18 protein-coding genes are annotated in these 14,142 nt (G+C 60.3%); 15 read left to right on the forward strand and 3 right to left on the reverse strand.

Annotation, left to right across the window (positions count from 1 at the left end; translation table 11 throughout):
• The first annotated feature begins 1 nt into the window (after position 1).
• The 3 genes from gloA (at position 2) to WB650_RS22475 (ending at position 1,928) form a co-directional block, all read left to right on the forward strand.
• Entirely contained in the window at positions 2-385 is a 384-nt protein-coding gene (gloA, locus tag WB650_RS22465) for a lactoylglutathione lyase (protein ID WP_422303991.1), read from the forward strand.
• A 43-nt stretch (positions 386-428) separates the two neighbouring features.
• The gene (locus tag WB650_RS22470) at positions 429-1,448 is read left to right on the forward strand and encodes a zinc-dependent alcohol dehydrogenase (RefSeq protein WP_422303990.1); all 1,020 of its coding nucleotides are present in this window, start codon (positions 429-431) and stop codon (positions 1,446-1,448) included.
• 132 nt (positions 1,449-1,580) lie between these two features.
• The gene (locus tag WB650_RS22475) at positions 1,581-1,928 is read left to right on the forward strand and encodes a hypothetical protein (RefSeq protein WP_422303989.1); all 348 of its coding nucleotides are present in this window, start codon (positions 1,581-1,583) and stop codon (positions 1,926-1,928) included.
• 109 nt (positions 1,929-2,037) lie between these two features.
• On the opposite strand, the gene WB650_RS22480 is transcribed toward WB650_RS22475, so the two are convergent.
• Both WB650_RS22480 and WB650_RS22485 read right to left on the reverse strand, forming a co-directional pair.
• The gene (locus WB650_RS22480) at positions 2,038-2,871 is read right to left on the reverse strand and encodes an alpha/beta fold hydrolase (protein WP_422303988.1); all 834 of its coding nucleotides are present in this window, start codon (positions 2,869-2,871) and stop codon (positions 2,038-2,040) included.
• Positions 2,872-2,880: 9 nt separating this feature from the next.
• A complete protein-coding gene (locus tag WB650_RS22485; protein WP_422303987.1) occupies positions 2,881-3,552 on the reverse strand; it encodes a Crp/Fnr family transcriptional regulator in 672 nt (223 codons plus the stop codon).
• Positions 3,553-3,783: 231 nt separating this feature from the next.
• Here WB650_RS22485 and WB650_RS22490 point away from each other — a divergent pair, with 231 nt between their 5' ends.
• The 10 genes from WB650_RS22490 to WB650_RS22535 all read left to right on the forward strand — a co-directional run bounded on the left by WB650_RS22490 (position 3,784) and on the right by WB650_RS22535 (position 11,395).
• The gene (locus WB650_RS22490; RefSeq protein ID WP_422303986.1) at positions 3,784-4,422 is read left to right on the forward strand and encodes a hypothetical protein; all 639 of its coding nucleotides are present in this window, start codon (positions 3,784-3,786) and stop codon (positions 4,420-4,422) included.
• Positions 4,409-5,473 carry an alpha/beta fold hydrolase gene (locus tag WB650_RS22495; protein WP_423962121.1) on the forward strand — a complete coding sequence of 355 codons (1,065 nt, stop codon included), beginning with the start codon at positions 4,409-4,411 and terminating at the stop codon, positions 5,471-5,473. Before WB650_RS22490 ends, WB650_RS22495 begins: the two co-directional genes overlap by 14 nt.
• Before the next feature lie 257 nt (positions 5,474-5,730).
• Complete coding sequence (locus WB650_RS22500) at positions 5,731-5,994, forward strand: hypothetical protein (protein WP_422307793.1); 264 nt, start codon at positions 5,731-5,733, stop codon at positions 5,992-5,994.
• A 194-nt stretch (positions 5,995-6,188) separates the two neighbouring features.
• Positions 6,189-6,434 (forward strand): rhodanese-like domain-containing protein, encoded by a 246-nt coding sequence (locus WB650_RS22505; protein WP_422307795.1) that lies wholly within the window; start codon positions 6,189-6,191, stop codon positions 6,432-6,434.
• A gap of 234 nt (positions 6,435-6,668) precedes the next feature.
• Complete coding sequence (locus WB650_RS22510) at positions 6,669-7,466, forward strand: potassium channel family protein (RefSeq protein ID WP_423962122.1); 798 nt, start codon at positions 6,669-6,671, stop codon at positions 7,464-7,466.
• A 229-nt stretch (positions 7,467-7,695) separates the two neighbouring features.
• On the forward strand, positions 7,696-8,064 hold the full coding sequence (locus tag WB650_RS22515) for a hypothetical protein (RefSeq protein WP_423962124.1): 369 nt from the start codon (positions 7,696-7,698) through the stop codon (positions 8,062-8,064).
• A 6-nt stretch (positions 8,065-8,070) separates the two neighbouring features.
• Positions 8,071-8,595 carry a helix-turn-helix domain-containing protein gene (locus WB650_RS22520; protein WP_422303975.1) on the forward strand — a complete coding sequence of 175 codons (525 nt, stop codon included), beginning with the start codon at positions 8,071-8,073 and terminating at the stop codon, positions 8,593-8,595.
• A complete protein-coding gene (locus WB650_RS22525) occupies positions 8,592-9,206 on the forward strand; it encodes an NfeD family protein (protein WP_422303976.1) in 615 nt (204 codons plus the stop codon). Before WB650_RS22520 ends, WB650_RS22525 begins: the two co-directional genes overlap by 4 nt.
• A 41-nt stretch (positions 9,207-9,247) precedes the next feature.
• A complete protein-coding gene (locus WB650_RS22530; protein WP_422303977.1) occupies positions 9,248-10,702 on the forward strand; it encodes a flotillin family protein in 1,455 nt (484 codons plus the stop codon).
• A gap of 33 nt (positions 10,703-10,735) precedes the next feature.
• On the forward strand, positions 10,736-11,395 hold the full coding sequence (locus WB650_RS22535) for a PspA/IM30 family protein (RefSeq protein ID WP_422303978.1): 660 nt from the start codon (positions 10,736-10,738) through the stop codon (positions 11,393-11,395).
• A gap of 127 nt (positions 11,396-11,522) precedes the next feature.
• Here WB650_RS22535 and WB650_RS22540 read toward each other — a convergent pair whose 3' ends face one another.
• Positions 11,523-12,851: an aminotransferase class I/II-fold pyridoxal phosphate-dependent enzyme gene (locus WB650_RS22540; RefSeq protein WP_422303979.1), complete on the reverse strand. Its 1,329-nt coding sequence runs from the start codon at positions 12,849-12,851 to the stop codon at positions 11,523-11,525.
• A gap of 31 nt (positions 12,852-12,882) precedes the next feature.
• Between WB650_RS22540 and WB650_RS22545 the strand changes: the two genes are divergently transcribed.
• Positions 12,883-13,611 carry a pyridoxamine 5'-phosphate oxidase family protein gene (locus tag WB650_RS22545; protein WP_423962128.1) on the forward strand — a complete coding sequence of 243 codons (729 nt, stop codon included), beginning with the start codon at positions 12,883-12,885 and terminating at the stop codon, positions 13,609-13,611.
• A complete protein-coding gene (locus WB650_RS22550) occupies positions 13,608-14,063 on the forward strand; it encodes a GNAT family N-acetyltransferase (RefSeq protein ID WP_422303298.1) in 456 nt (151 codons plus the stop codon). The genes WB650_RS22545 and WB650_RS22550 overlap by 4 nt, the downstream gene beginning before the upstream one ends.
• The last annotated feature ends 79 nt before the right edge of the window (positions 14,064-14,142 follow it).

Below are 14,142 nucleotides of genomic sequence, written 5' to 3' on the forward strand. Positions count from 1 at the left end.
CATGCGCCTTTTGCACACGATGCTGCGGGTCAACAATCTCGACGAATCGCTCAAGTTCTACTGCGACCAGCTCGGGATGAAACTCCTGCGCAAGCACGACTTCCCCGGCGGCGAGTTCACCCTCGCCTTCGTCGGCTACGGCGACGAGAAAGACAACGCGGTCATCGAGCTGACCTGGAATTGGGGCACCTCGAAGTACGAAATCGGCACCGCCTATGGACACGTTGCGCTCGGTGTCGACGACATCTACCAAACCTGCGCCGACCTCAAACAAAAAGGCGTCAACGTCGTGCGCGAGCCCGGCCCGATGAAGCACGGCACGACGCCCATCGCGTTCATCGAGGATCCCAACGGCTACAAGATCGAACTGATTCAGCAAAAGTAGGCGCCGGGCGATCCGCGTCGCGAAAGGAACAGGTCAGTCTGAAATGAAAGCTGCAGTGTTCAAGAAAAGAGACGAGATGGCCGTCATCGACGTGCCCGATCCGGTCGCGGGCGTCGGCGAAGTGGTGCTCAAGGTACACAACTGCGGAATCTGCGGCTCTGATCTTCACGCGGTTCAGTATGGCATCGGGATGCCGCCGGACACCGTGATGGGTCACGAATTTTGCGGCGAGATCCATTCGCTCGGCACCGACGTCAACGGCTACCGCATCGGCGATCGCGTCACCTCGCTGCCGTACATCGCATGCGGCGTATGCACCTGGTGTATGCGCGACGACGCGATGCATTGTGCCAAGCTCCGCAGCCTGGGCCTCGGCCAGCTCCCTGGCGCGTACGCCGAGTTCGTCGCATGCAGCTCCGCCAGCCTGCTCAAGCTCCCCGCTAACGTCAGCTCCCGCGCCGGCGCGCTGGTCGAGCCGCTCTCGGTGGGCCTTCACGGCGTGAATCATTCGTCGATCGAGCCGGGCATGGGCGTAGTCGTGATGGGCGCCGGTCCCATCGGTCTCTCGACATTGATATGGGCCAAGGCCAAGGGCGCGAGCGCTGTCGTCGTGTCGGAACTGGCGCCCGGCCGCACCGAGCTCGCGATGCGCCTCGGAGCAAGCGCAGTCGTCAATCCGACCAAAGAAGATCCGGCGGAAGCGGTAAGAGCGATCACAGGACGCCCGCCCGAAGTTGTCTTCGAATGTATCGGCGTAAAATCCACGCTCGGCGCGGCGATCGGGATGGTCGCGCGGCACGGTCAGGTGGTCGTGATCGGCGTATGCATGGAATCCGACAGCATCTATCCGCTGAGCTGCGTGATGAAAGAAGTGCAAATCAATTTCGCACTCGCCTACACCCGCGGCGAATTCCAGGAAACCATCGACGCACTCTCGAACGGCACCATCGACGCGACCCCGATGATCACCGACGTAATCAATGTCGAGGAAGTCCCCGCGATGTTCGTGGAGCTAAAGCGCCCCGGCACCCGCGCCAAAGTGATGGTGGAATTCCCGCATTGATTTCACACCCAAAAAATTCGTTGATCGGGTTCCTTTCTGGATGTACTTATTTGATCAGAAGTTGAGATGAAGCACGCTCCCCGCGTGCCGCTGTTTCGAACAAGAAACGGCAACCGGAAGGAGGCAAGTAAAATGAGCGACCACAAAACGCATGACCAGCACTCCCATGCGCATGGTCCAAACTGCGGACATCCCGCGGTCAAACACGAGGGTCACGTCGATTATCTGCATGAAGGACATCTTCACAACGCCCATCAGGGTCATGTAGACGAGCATACTCTGGCGGAGGGTGGCTCGAATCCATCCGCTTGCACGCCATCACATGGATGCGGCGCGCATGACGCTAAGCACACCCATGGCACGGGGTGCGGACACGAAGCGGTACCGCACGGCAGCCACACCGACTATGTCGTCAAAGGTCATCTGCATCATGCGCATCAGGGGCACTGCGATGACCACGGCACCGTTGCAATGACGTGATGAAAAAATTAACGAGGGTCTGCTGACGGCCCTCGTTTCTTAATTCTAAGGTGCAGGCGTTCCCCCTGCCTAAGGAAGTGTGAAACCCACGGTGGGTTTCACCACTAAATTAAACCCCAAAAAATTCCCTGATCGCTCGGAGCGATTCGACCTCCGTTAACGACGGCGCATGCCCCACGCCCGGCACCTCGAGCACCTTTGCCTGCCTGAGGACTTTGCACATCCGGCTCGCGGTGGCGCGGTCCAGGATATCGCTATCCGCGCCACGTACTATCAGCGTCGGGCATGCGATTCGCGCATACGGCACCCATAAATCGAAGCGCTGCTGCGCGGTAGCTCCCCGGAGCGGTCGGCGCACGTTGGGATCCATCTTCCACAACAGGGCGCCGTCGGTGCCGGGTTTGACCGACCACTTGACCTGATCGGCGACGACGCTGTCCGCGAGCTTCGCCATCGCCGGATAGTTTTCCTTGTAGTACTTCACCACTTCACCGATATCTTTGAATCGCTCGGGCGCCGTGCCGACGTAACTCGCGATTCGCGCCATTCCCGCCGGATCGATCTCCGGCCCGATATCGTTGATCACCAGCCGATCCACCCGATCCGTCCATCCGCCCGCGTACATCATCGAGATTATCCCGCCCATCGAGGTGCCGATCAGGCTCGCGCGCACGACGCCCAGCTCTTCGAGCATCTTCGCGAGATCGGTCACGTAGTTCTGGTTTAGATATTCCGTCGGCGGTCCCCAATTGCTGTCGCCGCGCCCGCGCACGTCGACCGAAATCACGTGGTACTTGGCCGCCAGATGCGGTGCGAGCGCGTCGAAGTTATGCGCGTTCGCGGTCAGCCCATGCACGCATACAACCCACGGCGCGCCGTCGTTGCCGTAATCGATATAGTGAAGCCGCAGTCCGTTAGCATTGACGAATCTATCCGACGCCATCTTTGTACCTCACCCTGCCTGCGGAGTTTGCGCGACCTGCCACAATTTCTCCGGCACGATTATCAGCCGGCGCCCGTCGCGAGTAATAACCCCTTCGCGCTCGAAGTCGTTGAGCTGCTCGGTCGTGCGCTGCCGCGACGCGCCCACCAGCTCCGCCAAATCCGCATGCGTCAGCTTGATCGTCAGCAGCGTGCCGCGCGAATCACGCACACCGAATTTTTCCGCCAGCTCGAGCAGCGCACCCGCCAGCCGTTCGCGAAGTCCAAGTCCCACGAAGTTCGCGTAGCGGACCAGCATCCCCCACCATCGCCCGACCGTCGCGTCCAGGATGATGCTGAGCCGCTCGAGCGGGACGCCGAGCACAGTATCCACAAAAATATCGGGCTTCACTACCGCCACCATGCAGTCGCTGAACGCCTCGCATCGAAACGGGCGCGTAGTCTGCGGCAGCAGCGAGGACAATCCGAATACCTCGCCCGGCCCGACGAACCCGACCAGCACGCGCTGCTGGCGATTCACGTAACACAGCTTCGCGACCCCCGACAGCAGGACATAAACGTGGCTCGAGGCCTCGCCTTCGTCGAAAATCGCGCTCTCGCGGCGCACCCGGAGCAGCGCCGACGCCGCCGCCAGGCGCTCTGCCTGCTCATCACGCATCCATGAGAGCGACTTGAGTCGCATTAGCGACCTTGCCTCAACTGCGCCTTCGGCTACCATAAAGGTTAGCTAGCACATTCGAATCAATTGTCGCGAATGTGACAGCTAACACGATTTTTAGACCAGACATGCAGCTTTGGTCACGCCTGCGACAAACGTAAGCGTAACTAATCCTTGACGTAACTGTGGTATTAACGCAACTTACCTAGGTCAATTATCACGTGACTTTTACCGATTCGGAGAGGGACATCTGAAATGGCTGATAACAACGACAACCCAAGGAGCAAACTGAATTCCAACGACACCACTTTCTCAGATGAGATCTTGAAACTCGCTCAGTGCCTGATGCCGGAGCCGCCGACTTCCAAAGTAAAGCGGATGGTTGCCGACATCACGAACAAGGGAATCGATCGCCAACTCCACGAACTCGGATGGAAGGCGTATGACACCGTAATCGGCGCCGCCAACAACGCCACCAACCGCGTCTTCACCAGTCCGACCGTCGGCAACGTACTCGGCGGCGCAATCGACATCATGCTGCGATATCAGCGCTTCAACGTCGCCTTCGCCGGCGCATTCTTCTCGGCGCTGTGGCCGGCGGTAGGCCTGCCGTCGGCGACCGAGGTCGAGTCGATCCGCAGCGACGTGCGCGCGATGCGCGAAGAGCTGCGCGACGCCGTCGCCGACCGCGACTTGAAAGACGATTTCGCAAGTGAGGTGCACAAAGCCGTCCGCGAATCGATCATCAGCCACAATGCCGTCGAAAGGGCTGCAGCTCGCGAACAGAATGGCCAAGCGGCGGATGACGGCCGGCCTGGCGCGTATCAATTCTCAGTATGGTCGGGATGGCCCGGCGCGGATCCGATGGAGCTCGGGGAAGATGTCGGCAATTAACGAAATCGCTTCGCTCTGGATGGAAGGCACGATGCGCACGCTCGACGCGTTCCGCACCGGCTTCGGCGCCACCATGGACGATCCCCCGCCCGCGACGCGATCGCGCGTCATCTACGAGTCGGGCCTCGTCCGCCTGCGCCACTACGAAGCTCGCGGCGAGAATCAGAAGCGCGTGCCCCTGCTGCTGATCTACTCGCTCATCAAACGCCCCTTCATCCTCGACCTGCAGCCCGGCCGCAGCGTGGTCGAATATCTCGTCAAGCAGGGCTTCGACGTTTACCTGATCGACTGGATTCCGCCGCGCACCGACGACCGCGATCACGGCTTCAACGAGTACGTCAACACCGAGATCGCCAACGCCGTCCGCGCGATCCAGATTTACACCGGCATCCAGCAGATCTCGATTCTCGGCTACTGCTTCGGCGCGCTGCTCGGCCTGATGTACAGCGCTCTGCACAGCGACAACGTCAAAAATCTGGTGACCCTGACAATCCCGCTCGACACCACCACGCGCCAGTTGCCAATCGAGCATCTCACCGCCGCGATGACCTCGCGCAGCGCCAAGATGATCGTCGATATGTACGGTAACGCGCCGGCCTGGATGATCTACTCGTTCTTCAACACCCTCGCGCCGACGCATCACATGCTCGACAAGTTCGTCGGCGCCTATCGCAGCTCCGCCCGCCCCGGCTACCTCGACACCTTCAAGCTGTTCGAGCGATGGCTCCATAGCGACGTTCCGATGGCCGGCCGAATTTTCCTCGAGACCTCCGAGATGTGGCGCGAGAACTCGCTGATGAAGGGCACAATGAAAATAGGCGAGTCGATCGCTGACCTCACGTGCATCGCAATGCCGCTGCTCAACGTGATCGGCGACCGCGACGACATCGTCAATCCCGCGTCGAGCGAGCCGCTGCCCGAACTGGTATCGAGCGACGATAAACAGAACCTGCACTATCCAACTGGCCACATGGGCGCGGCGATTAGCGCCGACTCGCTCAAACGGCTATGGCCCCAAATCACGAATTGGCTGAGCGCACGCGACGCTTAAAATTATCCAACGCTGGAAGCCGCTGTCTGTGAAAATTGGACCACGCGCCCACGGAGAGCGATATGCCTGACGAAATAAAACCACCGGCTCCGTCGCACAAGCGACACAGGAAAGGGACCGAAAAAGGACCCAGGGGAAACGTAGCGTCCCAGAAAATCGCCGACGCCGTCGGCGCCGCGGCAAAAACTATCTCGATCCATAACGTCAGTAAACCAACCGGCGGGCACGAGCCGCGCCGAGAATCAGGAGAAAAAGGAATGTCAGCGCACAAAGAGAACGGTTCCATGTTCGAAGGACTGAGCAGCAACCTGTTGAGCGTCGAGGGCGCGAAAAAATTCGCCGCCTGGTACATCGACACCAGCGAAAAGGTCGCCAAGCAGGCGATCGAGATGCAGGCCTCGGCCACCAAGTGGGCCAAGGAAACCCCGCTCGCCCCGATTTTCGACGCCCAGATCGAGTACGGCAAAAAGTTCGTCGAGCGATCCGCCAGTGCCGCCCGCTCCCTCTGGCGCCTCGAATAGCTTCGACTACGATCGTCGCCTCACACCCATCTTGTCTCTGCTCCCCTCTCCTGAAGGGAGAGGGACCAGGGGTGAGGTTCTTCCCTGAAATCCCGGCCTCTCCCTGACCGCCAGGGAGAGGCCCGCTATGCCAGCTGCTCGTGACCGTCGTCGTCGCATCGGCTATCCTTTGAGTCCTTAGGATCTCCGCGATCATGGCTTCCGACGTCACCGCTGCTCCTCAATCCTCAGGCGTCTCCGAAATTTCGCGCGATGAGCTGCTCCGTCGCCTGCACGATTCTTCGCTCACAATCGTCGATGTCCTGCCGCAAGCCTCGTACCTCGAGGCGCACATCCCGCGCGCGATCAACATTCCTCTCGAGCAAATTCAAACTCACGCGCGCGAGCAGCTTCCCGATTTCGCCGCCGAGATCGCCGTCTACTGCGGCAAATTCACATGAACTCGCGCCCAGCAGGCGGTCGCCCTGCTCCACGAACTCGGTTATTCGAACGTTCGCGACTATCGCGGCGGTATCGCCGATTGGGTCGAATCGGGATCGCCGACTGAGAGCGCAACCGACGCGCCGCCCCCGCCGGAGCCGCAACCTGATACTTACGCCACAATTCCTGTCGGCCCTCCGCTCGAGCCTTCATCCGACGGAGCCGTCGGCCGCGGACCCGCCCGTCTCTCCCGGATGCGCCGGCTCGACAAATCCGTGCTCGACCTGGTCGAGCAGCGCTCCACCCTGCAGCTCTTCCTGCTCTGGATCGGCACGATTCTGCTGAGCAGCCTCTGCTTCTGGTTTGGTGCGCTAGTCGGCGAGCATGGACTGATCGAAGGCGGCCGCCCGGTCGGCGCCGACCTCAACGGCTTCGGAAGCGCGCTCTACTTCAGCTTCGTGACCGCGACTTCGATTGGCTACGGCGACATTGTGCCGAGTGGCTTCGCCCGCGTGGTCGCTGTCGCCGAGGCGGTTACCGCACTTCTGATTTTTGGCGCGGTGGTCGCCAAGTTTGTCTCGCATCGGCAGGAAGAACTGGTCAGCGAAATCCACCGCGTCACCTTCGAAGACCGGCTCGATCGCATCGAGACCAATCTCCACATGGTGATTTCGGAATTGCTCGCGATCACTGCGATGACCGAAACGAAAGCGCCGCTCAATCGAATCAACACCCGGCTCGAGAGCGCAGTGATTCTTTTTTCCGGCGAGTTGCGCACCACCCGCGATCTTCTGTATCAGCCGCGGCTGTTGGTCGAGGAAGGTGTGCTCGCCGCGATTCTCGCCACCCTCGCCTCTGCGATGAACGTGCTGGCTGAGCTGCTCACCTTAATGCCACCGGAATTCGCGCGCTCGCAGCCACTCACCATCACCCTCGATCGCGTGACCGGCCTCGCCGAGGAAATCTGCGGCGAATGCGTCCCCCACACCTACACCCCCCGCCTCGTTTTCTGGATGAACCAAATCCAGTCCACCGCCCAGCGCCTCAAATAACTCCGGTTCTTAACCTCGCCCGTTGCTTCATGGGAGAGGAAGCCGGCCGCATCGCGGCCGGCAGGCGAGGGTTCCGGGCGCAAGCACAATCTCAATTCGGTCAGCGGCTTTTGCTGGCGCGCTTGACATAACATATTGCAATATCTATATTGCAAATCATAATAATTCGGCGTTGACGCTCAATCGCGACGTATGGCGCCGGTAAAGATAAAGACGGAGCACGCGTGTGGTGGAACTATCAGTCGAGGGAGATCATCTCCACGTTCAAATACTTGGTTGGGACAAGTTTCTCGGCATGAGGAGCACCATCAACGTCCCCCTCACGGCGATTAAGAGCGTTCGCGAGGCGCCGGGGTTCCCCGAGTTCCAATGGACTGACGTGCGCGTGCTCGGCACAGGAATCCCCCGAAAAATTGCTATCGGCACCTACTGGATTGGCTCGCCGCATCGCTGGGCCTTCCTGGACGTTCGAAGTTCATCGAAGGATATCGTCGCTTTGGAAATCGAGGGCGAATTCTACAGCAGGATCATCGTTGAGGTGAAAAACGCTCCGGCCGCCATTCAGCAGATTCGTGGTTCCGCGGTTCTAGCTGGATAAAACGCTATGAAACTTGGCGAAAAACTTCGATACCTCCGCCTCGTCGAGGGCACCCTCCGCGGCCTCGGCCGCGAGATGACACAGCAGGACCTCGCCCGCGCCCTCAAAAAGGAAATGGGAGGTGGCTTGAGCCAGTCCTACCTCTCGCAAATTGAAAGCGGGGCCCGCCCTCACCTCACTAACTCGTCGCGCATGTTGCTTGCGCGCTTCTTCAAAGTGCATCCCGGATACCTGGTCGACGATCCCGAGGGCTACCACACCGAGCTCACCAGCGATCTGCGCGCCACTCAGGATCGCCTCGACCTATGGCTGATAAACGGCGCCGAGGAGTTCACCGCCGATCCCGAGCTGAGTCATGCGATGCTCCTGATCGCCAGGCATCGCGACACGCGCAAATGCCTGGTGCTGCTGGGCGCCATCCTCGAGGCGCCGGAGCTGGTCGACCGTCTAAGTGAAGTGCTTAAGCCTGTCGCAACCACGCCTCCTCATCGAGACGGCGCAAGGAAGCGCGCGACGGGAGCAACTCCATGAACTGGGAAATGTTCTATCTCACCTGCTTCCTCGTGGGAGTAAGTCTAAGCCTCATCGCATTTGTCGGCGGGAGCTTGCATCTACCTCACGTGCACTTCCATCTCTCACACGGCCATGCCGCCATTCCCGGTGTAGGTGGCGGTCACGCCGGACTAAGTCGCGGCCCTGAGATGCCCGCGTTCAACTTCGCGACTATCACCGCCTTCCTCGCATGGTTCGGCGGCACCGGCTATCTGCTGACGCGCCACTCAAGCCTGTTGGTCGTAGCAGTTATTCTTCTGGCGATTGCCGCGGGACTGAGCGGTGCGACTATAGTCTTCTGGTTCATCGTCAAGTTCCTTCTCACCCACGATCAGGCCCTCGATCCGGCCGACTACGACCGCGTGGGAGTCTTAGGCCGCGTCATCAGCACCATCCGCGCAGGGGGCACCGGCGAAATTCTCTTCTCCCAGGAAGGAACCCGTCAAACCTGCGGCGCCCGCAGCGAAGATGGAACCGCGCTCGCTCGCGGCACCGAAATCATCGTCACTCGCTATGAACACGGCATCGCCTACGTTCGTCGATGGGACGAGATGGCCGATAGCCATGTGGCTGATAGGACTGCGAATTGATTCAACGCTGAACATTGACTGTCAGAAGGGGAGTGAAGTATATGCCGCAGATACCAACAGATGTGTTAATCATTGCCGGAACGGCCATCGCCGCCATCCTGCTCTTGATGGCTGTCTTTGCAAACCTGTATCGGAAAGCAGGACCGCATGAAGCACTTATAGTCTACGGCTTTCGTGGTACTCGCGTGATTAAAGGCCACGGCACAGTTATCCTGCCGATGGTCGAGAATGTCCGCGGCCTCTCACTCGAACTGATGTCCTTCGACGTCGCGCCGCAACAAGACCTGTACACCAAGCAAGGTGTCGCAGTAACTGTCGAAGCAGTCGCCCAGATCAAGGTCAAATCGGATCCTGAATCGATACTTACCGCGGCCGAGCAATTCCTGACCAAGCCGCCCGAGGATCGCGAAGCTCTCATTCGCCTCGTGATGGAAGGTCACTTACGCGGCATCATAGGTCAACTCACGGTCGAAGAAATCGTCAAGCAGCCCGAGATGGTCGCCGACCGGATGCGTTCCACCTGCGCCGACGACATCAACAAGATGGGCCTGGAAGTGATCTCGTTCACCATCAAGGAAGTCCGCGACAAGAACGACTACATCGCCAACATGGGCCGCCCGGACATCGTCAGGATCAAGCGCGATGCGGACGTGGCCGCCGCTGAGGCCGACCGCGACACCGCGATCAGGCGCGCGATCGCTCTAAGAGAGTCGGCAGTAGCCAAGGCGCAGGCCGATCAGGAACGCGTCACGGCGGAGACGGCCTCGATGGCGCGACAGGCCGAAGCGCAGCGCGACCTCGATGTGAAAAAAGCGACCTACAATGAACTGGTCAAGCGCCAGCAGGCACAGGCCGACAAGGCGTACGAGATCCAGACCAACGTGATGCAACAGCAGGTGATCGTCGAGTCCGTGAAGGTCCAGCAGGCTGAAAAGGAACAGCAGGTAAAGGTCCAGGAGGCCGAGATTCTGCGCCGCGAGAAAGAACTGATAGCCACCGTGCTGAAGCCGGCCGAAATCGAGCGCCAGCGCATTCAAACTCTGGCCGAAGCCGATAAGTCCAAGACGATGGTTGAAGCTGAGGGTCATGCTAGCGCTATTCGTGCGCAAGGCGAAGCGGAAGCCGAAATTATTTTCAAGAAAGGCGACGCCGAAGCTCGCGCGATGAACGTAAAGGCCGAAGCCTATCAGGAATACAACCAGGCCGCCGTACTCGACAAGCTCATAACAGGACTACCCGAGGTGGTGAAGGCGCTGGCTAGCCCATTAGCTAATGTCGACCACATAACTGTGGTCTCCACTGGCAATGGCAACTCGGCCGGGATGCACAAGATAACCGGCGACCTGACTGAAATCGCCGCACAAGTGCCGGAGCTGTTCGAAGCACTCTCGGGCATGAAGATGTCGGACTTACTCGGCAAGATCAGAACAATCGGCGACAAGGCCGACCGTCCGGACCGGCTGCCGCCGCCCGACGGAAACGACAAGACCAAGTAATTGCGTTGCAGCAATGCAGCCAAGGAGTTCGTTATGGCACTCATGGATCGTGTAGCAACCCTCGTGCGAGCCAACCTCAATGACTTACTCGACAAGGCCGAGAATCCCGAGAAAATGCTTAAGCAGGTGATTCTCGACATGGAAAACCAGTTCATGCAGGTAAAGACTCAAGTCGCGATCGCACTCGCGGACTTACACCTGCTTGAAAAGAAAAAAACCGAGAATAGCGAGAAGCACGCCGAATGGATGCGTAAGGCTGAGCTGGCCGTCGATAAAAAAGACGATCAACTCGCACGCGCCGCGCTCGAGCGCGCCGTCAGCTTCGAGATGCTCGCCGAGAATTACGACGAACAGATCTCATATCACCATACCCAGGTCGAATCGATGAAAGCTGCCTTGAAGCGCCTGGAGCTGAAGCTCTCCGAAGCCCGCGCCAAAGCCGATATGCTGATCGTTCAGCACAGGCGCTCCCGCGCTACTCATCGCACCGCTAACGCCCAACACTCATCGGGCACCGAGCACGGCACCTTCGAACGCATGCGTCACAAAGTGGCCCGCGAAGAAGCCCTCGGCATGGCCAAAACCGACCTGCTAGGCGACGACCTCGACGTCCGCCTCCACGCGCTCGAGCGCGACCAAAAAATCAACGCCCTGTTAAACGAGATCAAATCAAGAAAGTCCCAAAGCGCTTGACACGAACCCAAAGAGCCTGAGAGCAAAAGGGCGTCCTCGCCAATTTGCGATTAGTATTGGATGCAGGGGTCACCCCTGCCCGAGGAGGTGCGGAACCCACGGCTGGTTCCGCGTTAAATGAAATTTCTCACGCGGATTGCGCATGCGCGCGCGGTCGCATCGATTCAGCCAGGTCAGCCGCGAACCGGCGCGCGTCGACGGGCGGCAGTGTCGACACTGTCACGCGGATTCCGGGCGCGCTTTTGATTCGATAGCACTCGCCCGCACGAATCGCCCATCCTTTCGCCGCCATCGCATTCACCACTCCCGCTTCTTCGGCGACCGGCACCCAAACGTTCAGCCCCGAGCGCCCACGCGCTTCGATTCCGTGTTGCGCGAGCGCCTCGATCAGCGCTCGCCGCCGATGCGCATAAGCATCGGCAGCCTTCTGCAGGATCGCGGGCGTCTCCGCATCCGCCCACATCATCGCGACGAGGTCCTGCAGGATATGACTGACCCATCGCGGTCCCAGGCTCTGCCGCCCTTGCACTCGGGCAACAGTCAGCGCGTCACCGGCCATCACGCTCAGCCGCAGATCGGGTCCGAGCGACTTCGACACCGACCGAACCGTCGCCCAATGCGCGCGGCCTCCGGACAAAGTGATCGCCGGCGCACCCGCCACGGGACCCGCATGATCGTCCTCGATCAACACGGCTTCAGGATACGCTGCGAGCACATGGCGCAACTCGGCCGCGCGTTTGCGATCGAGTGCGGCGCCGTTGGGATTCTGCGCGCGCGGCGTCACGATGAACGCCTTGGCGCCCAACTTGAGCGCGCGATTCAAATCCGTGGCGATCGGCCCTGAGTCGTCGATCGCGACCGGCTCCGTGACCAGCGCCAATGCCGCAACCAAATCCAGCACGCCGGTGTAACTTGGATCTTCAACCGCGACGATATCGCCGGGTCGCAGATGCGCTTGCAGCACGCGTTCAACCGTGTCGAGCGCTCCGCTGACGACCGCAATCGATTCGGCGGCGACGCCGTCGCTCTTGAATTGCCGCGCGGCGAGCTTCACCAGCGCCGCGCGATTCTCCGCGTCGCCGTATCTACCCGGGATTCCGTCGAGCCGCGCGAGATACGGCTTCAGCTTTGGTAGCATCGCCGGGTCCGGGCCGCCGTCCGCCAGGTTGCGCAGCCCCGGCGCCGGCGGCGGAAAGACCGCGCGCGTCAGCAGCGGCGGCCGCCGATTGACCACGGTCCCGCGACGCCCCGATCCATGCACCAACCCGCGCACTCGCAGCGCGTTATACGCGGCGGCCACTGTGGTCGGACTGACGCGCAGCTTGACTGCGAGCGCGCGCACTGTAGGCAGCCGCTCCCCCACCCGCAACCTTCCGCTGCGAATTCCATTTTCGATGCTCGCGGCGATCTGGTTGCTTGATTCTCCGCGGATTTGATATTGTACCGATACGTTCATCATTACGTACTGTAACAAAAGGAACTAGCGGATGGAAGAGAGACAAAGCCAGTCACAGCGGGATGCCGGATTGAACTCACGGAAAAACGCGATTGCGCCCACTTTGCGCACTCGCGTAAAGCGCCTGCCCAAGCGCGCGTCCTACGATCGCGACGCCATCTATTCGATCCTCGACACCGCGCTGGTTTGCCACGTTGGCTTCGCGATCGATGCGCAACCATACGTGATTCCCACGCTTCACGTCCGCATCGCCGACCGTCTTTATATTCACGGATCGGCTGCGAGCCGAATGCTCGGTGCGGCGGCCGAGGGAACGCCGATAGCAGTTACGGTGACGCACATCGACGGCCTGGTCCTCGCGCGATCCGCGTTCCATCATTCGGTCAACTACCGTTCGGTCGTGATTCTCGGCGCGGCGAAGCTAGTCACCGACGCGGCTGAGAAGATCGGCGTGATGAAAGGTCTGATCGATCACGTCGCGCCCGGCCGCTGGGATCATATTCGACATCCCAACGAGAAGGAGCTGGCCGCAACTTCGGTTCTGTCGATTCCAATCGTGGAGGCATCGGCGAAGCTCCGAAGCGGTGATCCACTCGACGACGATGCTGACTACGCGCTGCCGATTTGGGCGGGACAGATTCCGTTTGCGACGAAAGTGTTGACGCCGGCAGCCGATGCGCGTCTCGATGCGTCGATTCCAGTTCCGGCGCACGTGATCGAGTACCGATTGCCTGCGAATAGAGGAGCCAGAGTCACATGACGGCGATGGTGGTGATGGAGGCAGGAAGATTTCTGATCAGCGCGGATCGATCGAAGCTCGACGTCGATGTGATTCACCGGTTCCTCGCGCGCTCGTACTGGGCGGCCGGAATCCCGCGTGAGACAGTTGTGCGGTCGATCAAGAATTCGCTCTGCTTCGGCGTCTACGACAATGCCAATCAGGTCGGTTTCGCGCGCGTGATCTCCGACTTCGCAACGTACGCGTACATCGCCGACGTTTTCATCCTCGAGCCGTACCGCGAACGCGGGCTGGGCAAGGAGCTGATGGCGTCGATCATGGCGCATCCGGATTTGCAGGGACTGCGGCGATGGAGCCTCGGCACGCGCGACGCGCAAGGGCTATACACGCAGTTCGGTTTCGAGCCGGTCGTCAACACGCGGTCGCGCACGGTCATGGAAATCGTGGACGCGGAGATCTATTCGCGTTCTTGAACGGCTTGCATCGACGTTCTATATAACAGGTGTTAGGGACCGCGACCGCCGGCTGACGCTCGACTTGGGCGCAGCCAGG

This window comes from Binatus sp. (SeqCode), from assembly GCF_049584895.1.
Lineage (GTDB): Bacteria > Desulfobacterota > Binatia > Binatales > Binataceae > Binatus.

What these genes read in the sequence shown, in the direction of transcription:
- WB650_RS22495 (WP_423962121.1), top strand. Translation starts at nt 4,409, where the DNA reads ATGTCGGCAATTAACGAAATCGCTTCGCTCTGGATGGAAGGCACGATG.
- WB650_RS22550 (WP_422303298.1), top strand. Translation starts at nt 13,608, where the DNA reads ATGACGGCGATGGTGGTGATGGAGGCAGGAAGATTTCTGATCAGCGCG.
- gloA (WP_422303991.1), top strand. Translation starts at nt 2, where the DNA reads ATGCGCCTTTTGCACACGATGCTGCGGGTCAACAATCTCGACGAATCG.
- WB650_RS22520 (WP_422303975.1), top strand. Translation starts at nt 8,071, where the DNA reads ATGAAACTTGGCGAAAAACTTCGATACCTCCGCCTCGTCGAGGGCACC.
- WB650_RS22545 (WP_423962128.1), top strand. Translation starts at nt 12,883, where the DNA reads ATGGAAGAGAGACAAAGCCAGTCACAGCGGGATGCCGGATTGAACTCA.
- WB650_RS22540 (WP_422303979.1), bottom strand. Translation starts at nt 12,851, where the DNA reads ATGAACGTATCGGTACAATATCAAATCCGCGGAGAATCAAGCAACCAG.
- WB650_RS22485 (WP_422303987.1), bottom strand. Translation starts at nt 3,552, where the DNA reads ATGCGACTCAAGTCGCTCTCATGGATGCGTGATGAGCAGGCAGAGCGC.
- WB650_RS22500 (WP_422307793.1), top strand. Translation starts at nt 5,731, where the DNA reads ATGTCAGCGCACAAAGAGAACGGTTCCATGTTCGAAGGACTGAGCAGC.
- WB650_RS22505 (WP_422307795.1), top strand. Translation starts at nt 6,189, where the DNA reads ATGGCTTCCGACGTCACCGCTGCTCCTCAATCCTCAGGCGTCTCCGAA.
- WB650_RS22535 (WP_422303978.1), top strand. Translation starts at nt 10,736, where the DNA reads ATGGCACTCATGGATCGTGTAGCAACCCTCGTGCGAGCCAACCTCAAT.
- WB650_RS22525 (WP_422303976.1), top strand. Translation starts at nt 8,592, where the DNA reads ATGAACTGGGAAATGTTCTATCTCACCTGCTTCCTCGTGGGAGTAAGT.
- WB650_RS22510 (WP_423962122.1), top strand. Translation starts at nt 6,669, where the DNA reads ATGCGCCGGCTCGACAAATCCGTGCTCGACCTGGTCGAGCAGCGCTCC.
- WB650_RS22530 (WP_422303977.1), top strand. Translation starts at nt 9,248, where the DNA reads ATGCCGCAGATACCAACAGATGTGTTAATCATTGCCGGAACGGCCATC.
- WB650_RS22475 (WP_422303989.1), top strand. Translation starts at nt 1,581, where the DNA reads ATGAGCGACCACAAAACGCATGACCAGCACTCCCATGCGCATGGTCCA.
- WB650_RS22470 (WP_422303990.1), top strand. Translation starts at nt 429, where the DNA reads ATGAAAGCTGCAGTGTTCAAGAAAAGAGACGAGATGGCCGTCATCGAC.
- WB650_RS22480 (WP_422303988.1), bottom strand. Translation starts at nt 2,871, where the DNA reads ATGGCGTCGGATAGATTCGTCAATGCTAACGGACTGCGGCTTCACTAT.
- WB650_RS22490 (WP_422303986.1), top strand. Translation starts at nt 3,784, where the DNA reads ATGGCTGATAACAACGACAACCCAAGGAGCAAACTGAATTCCAACGAC.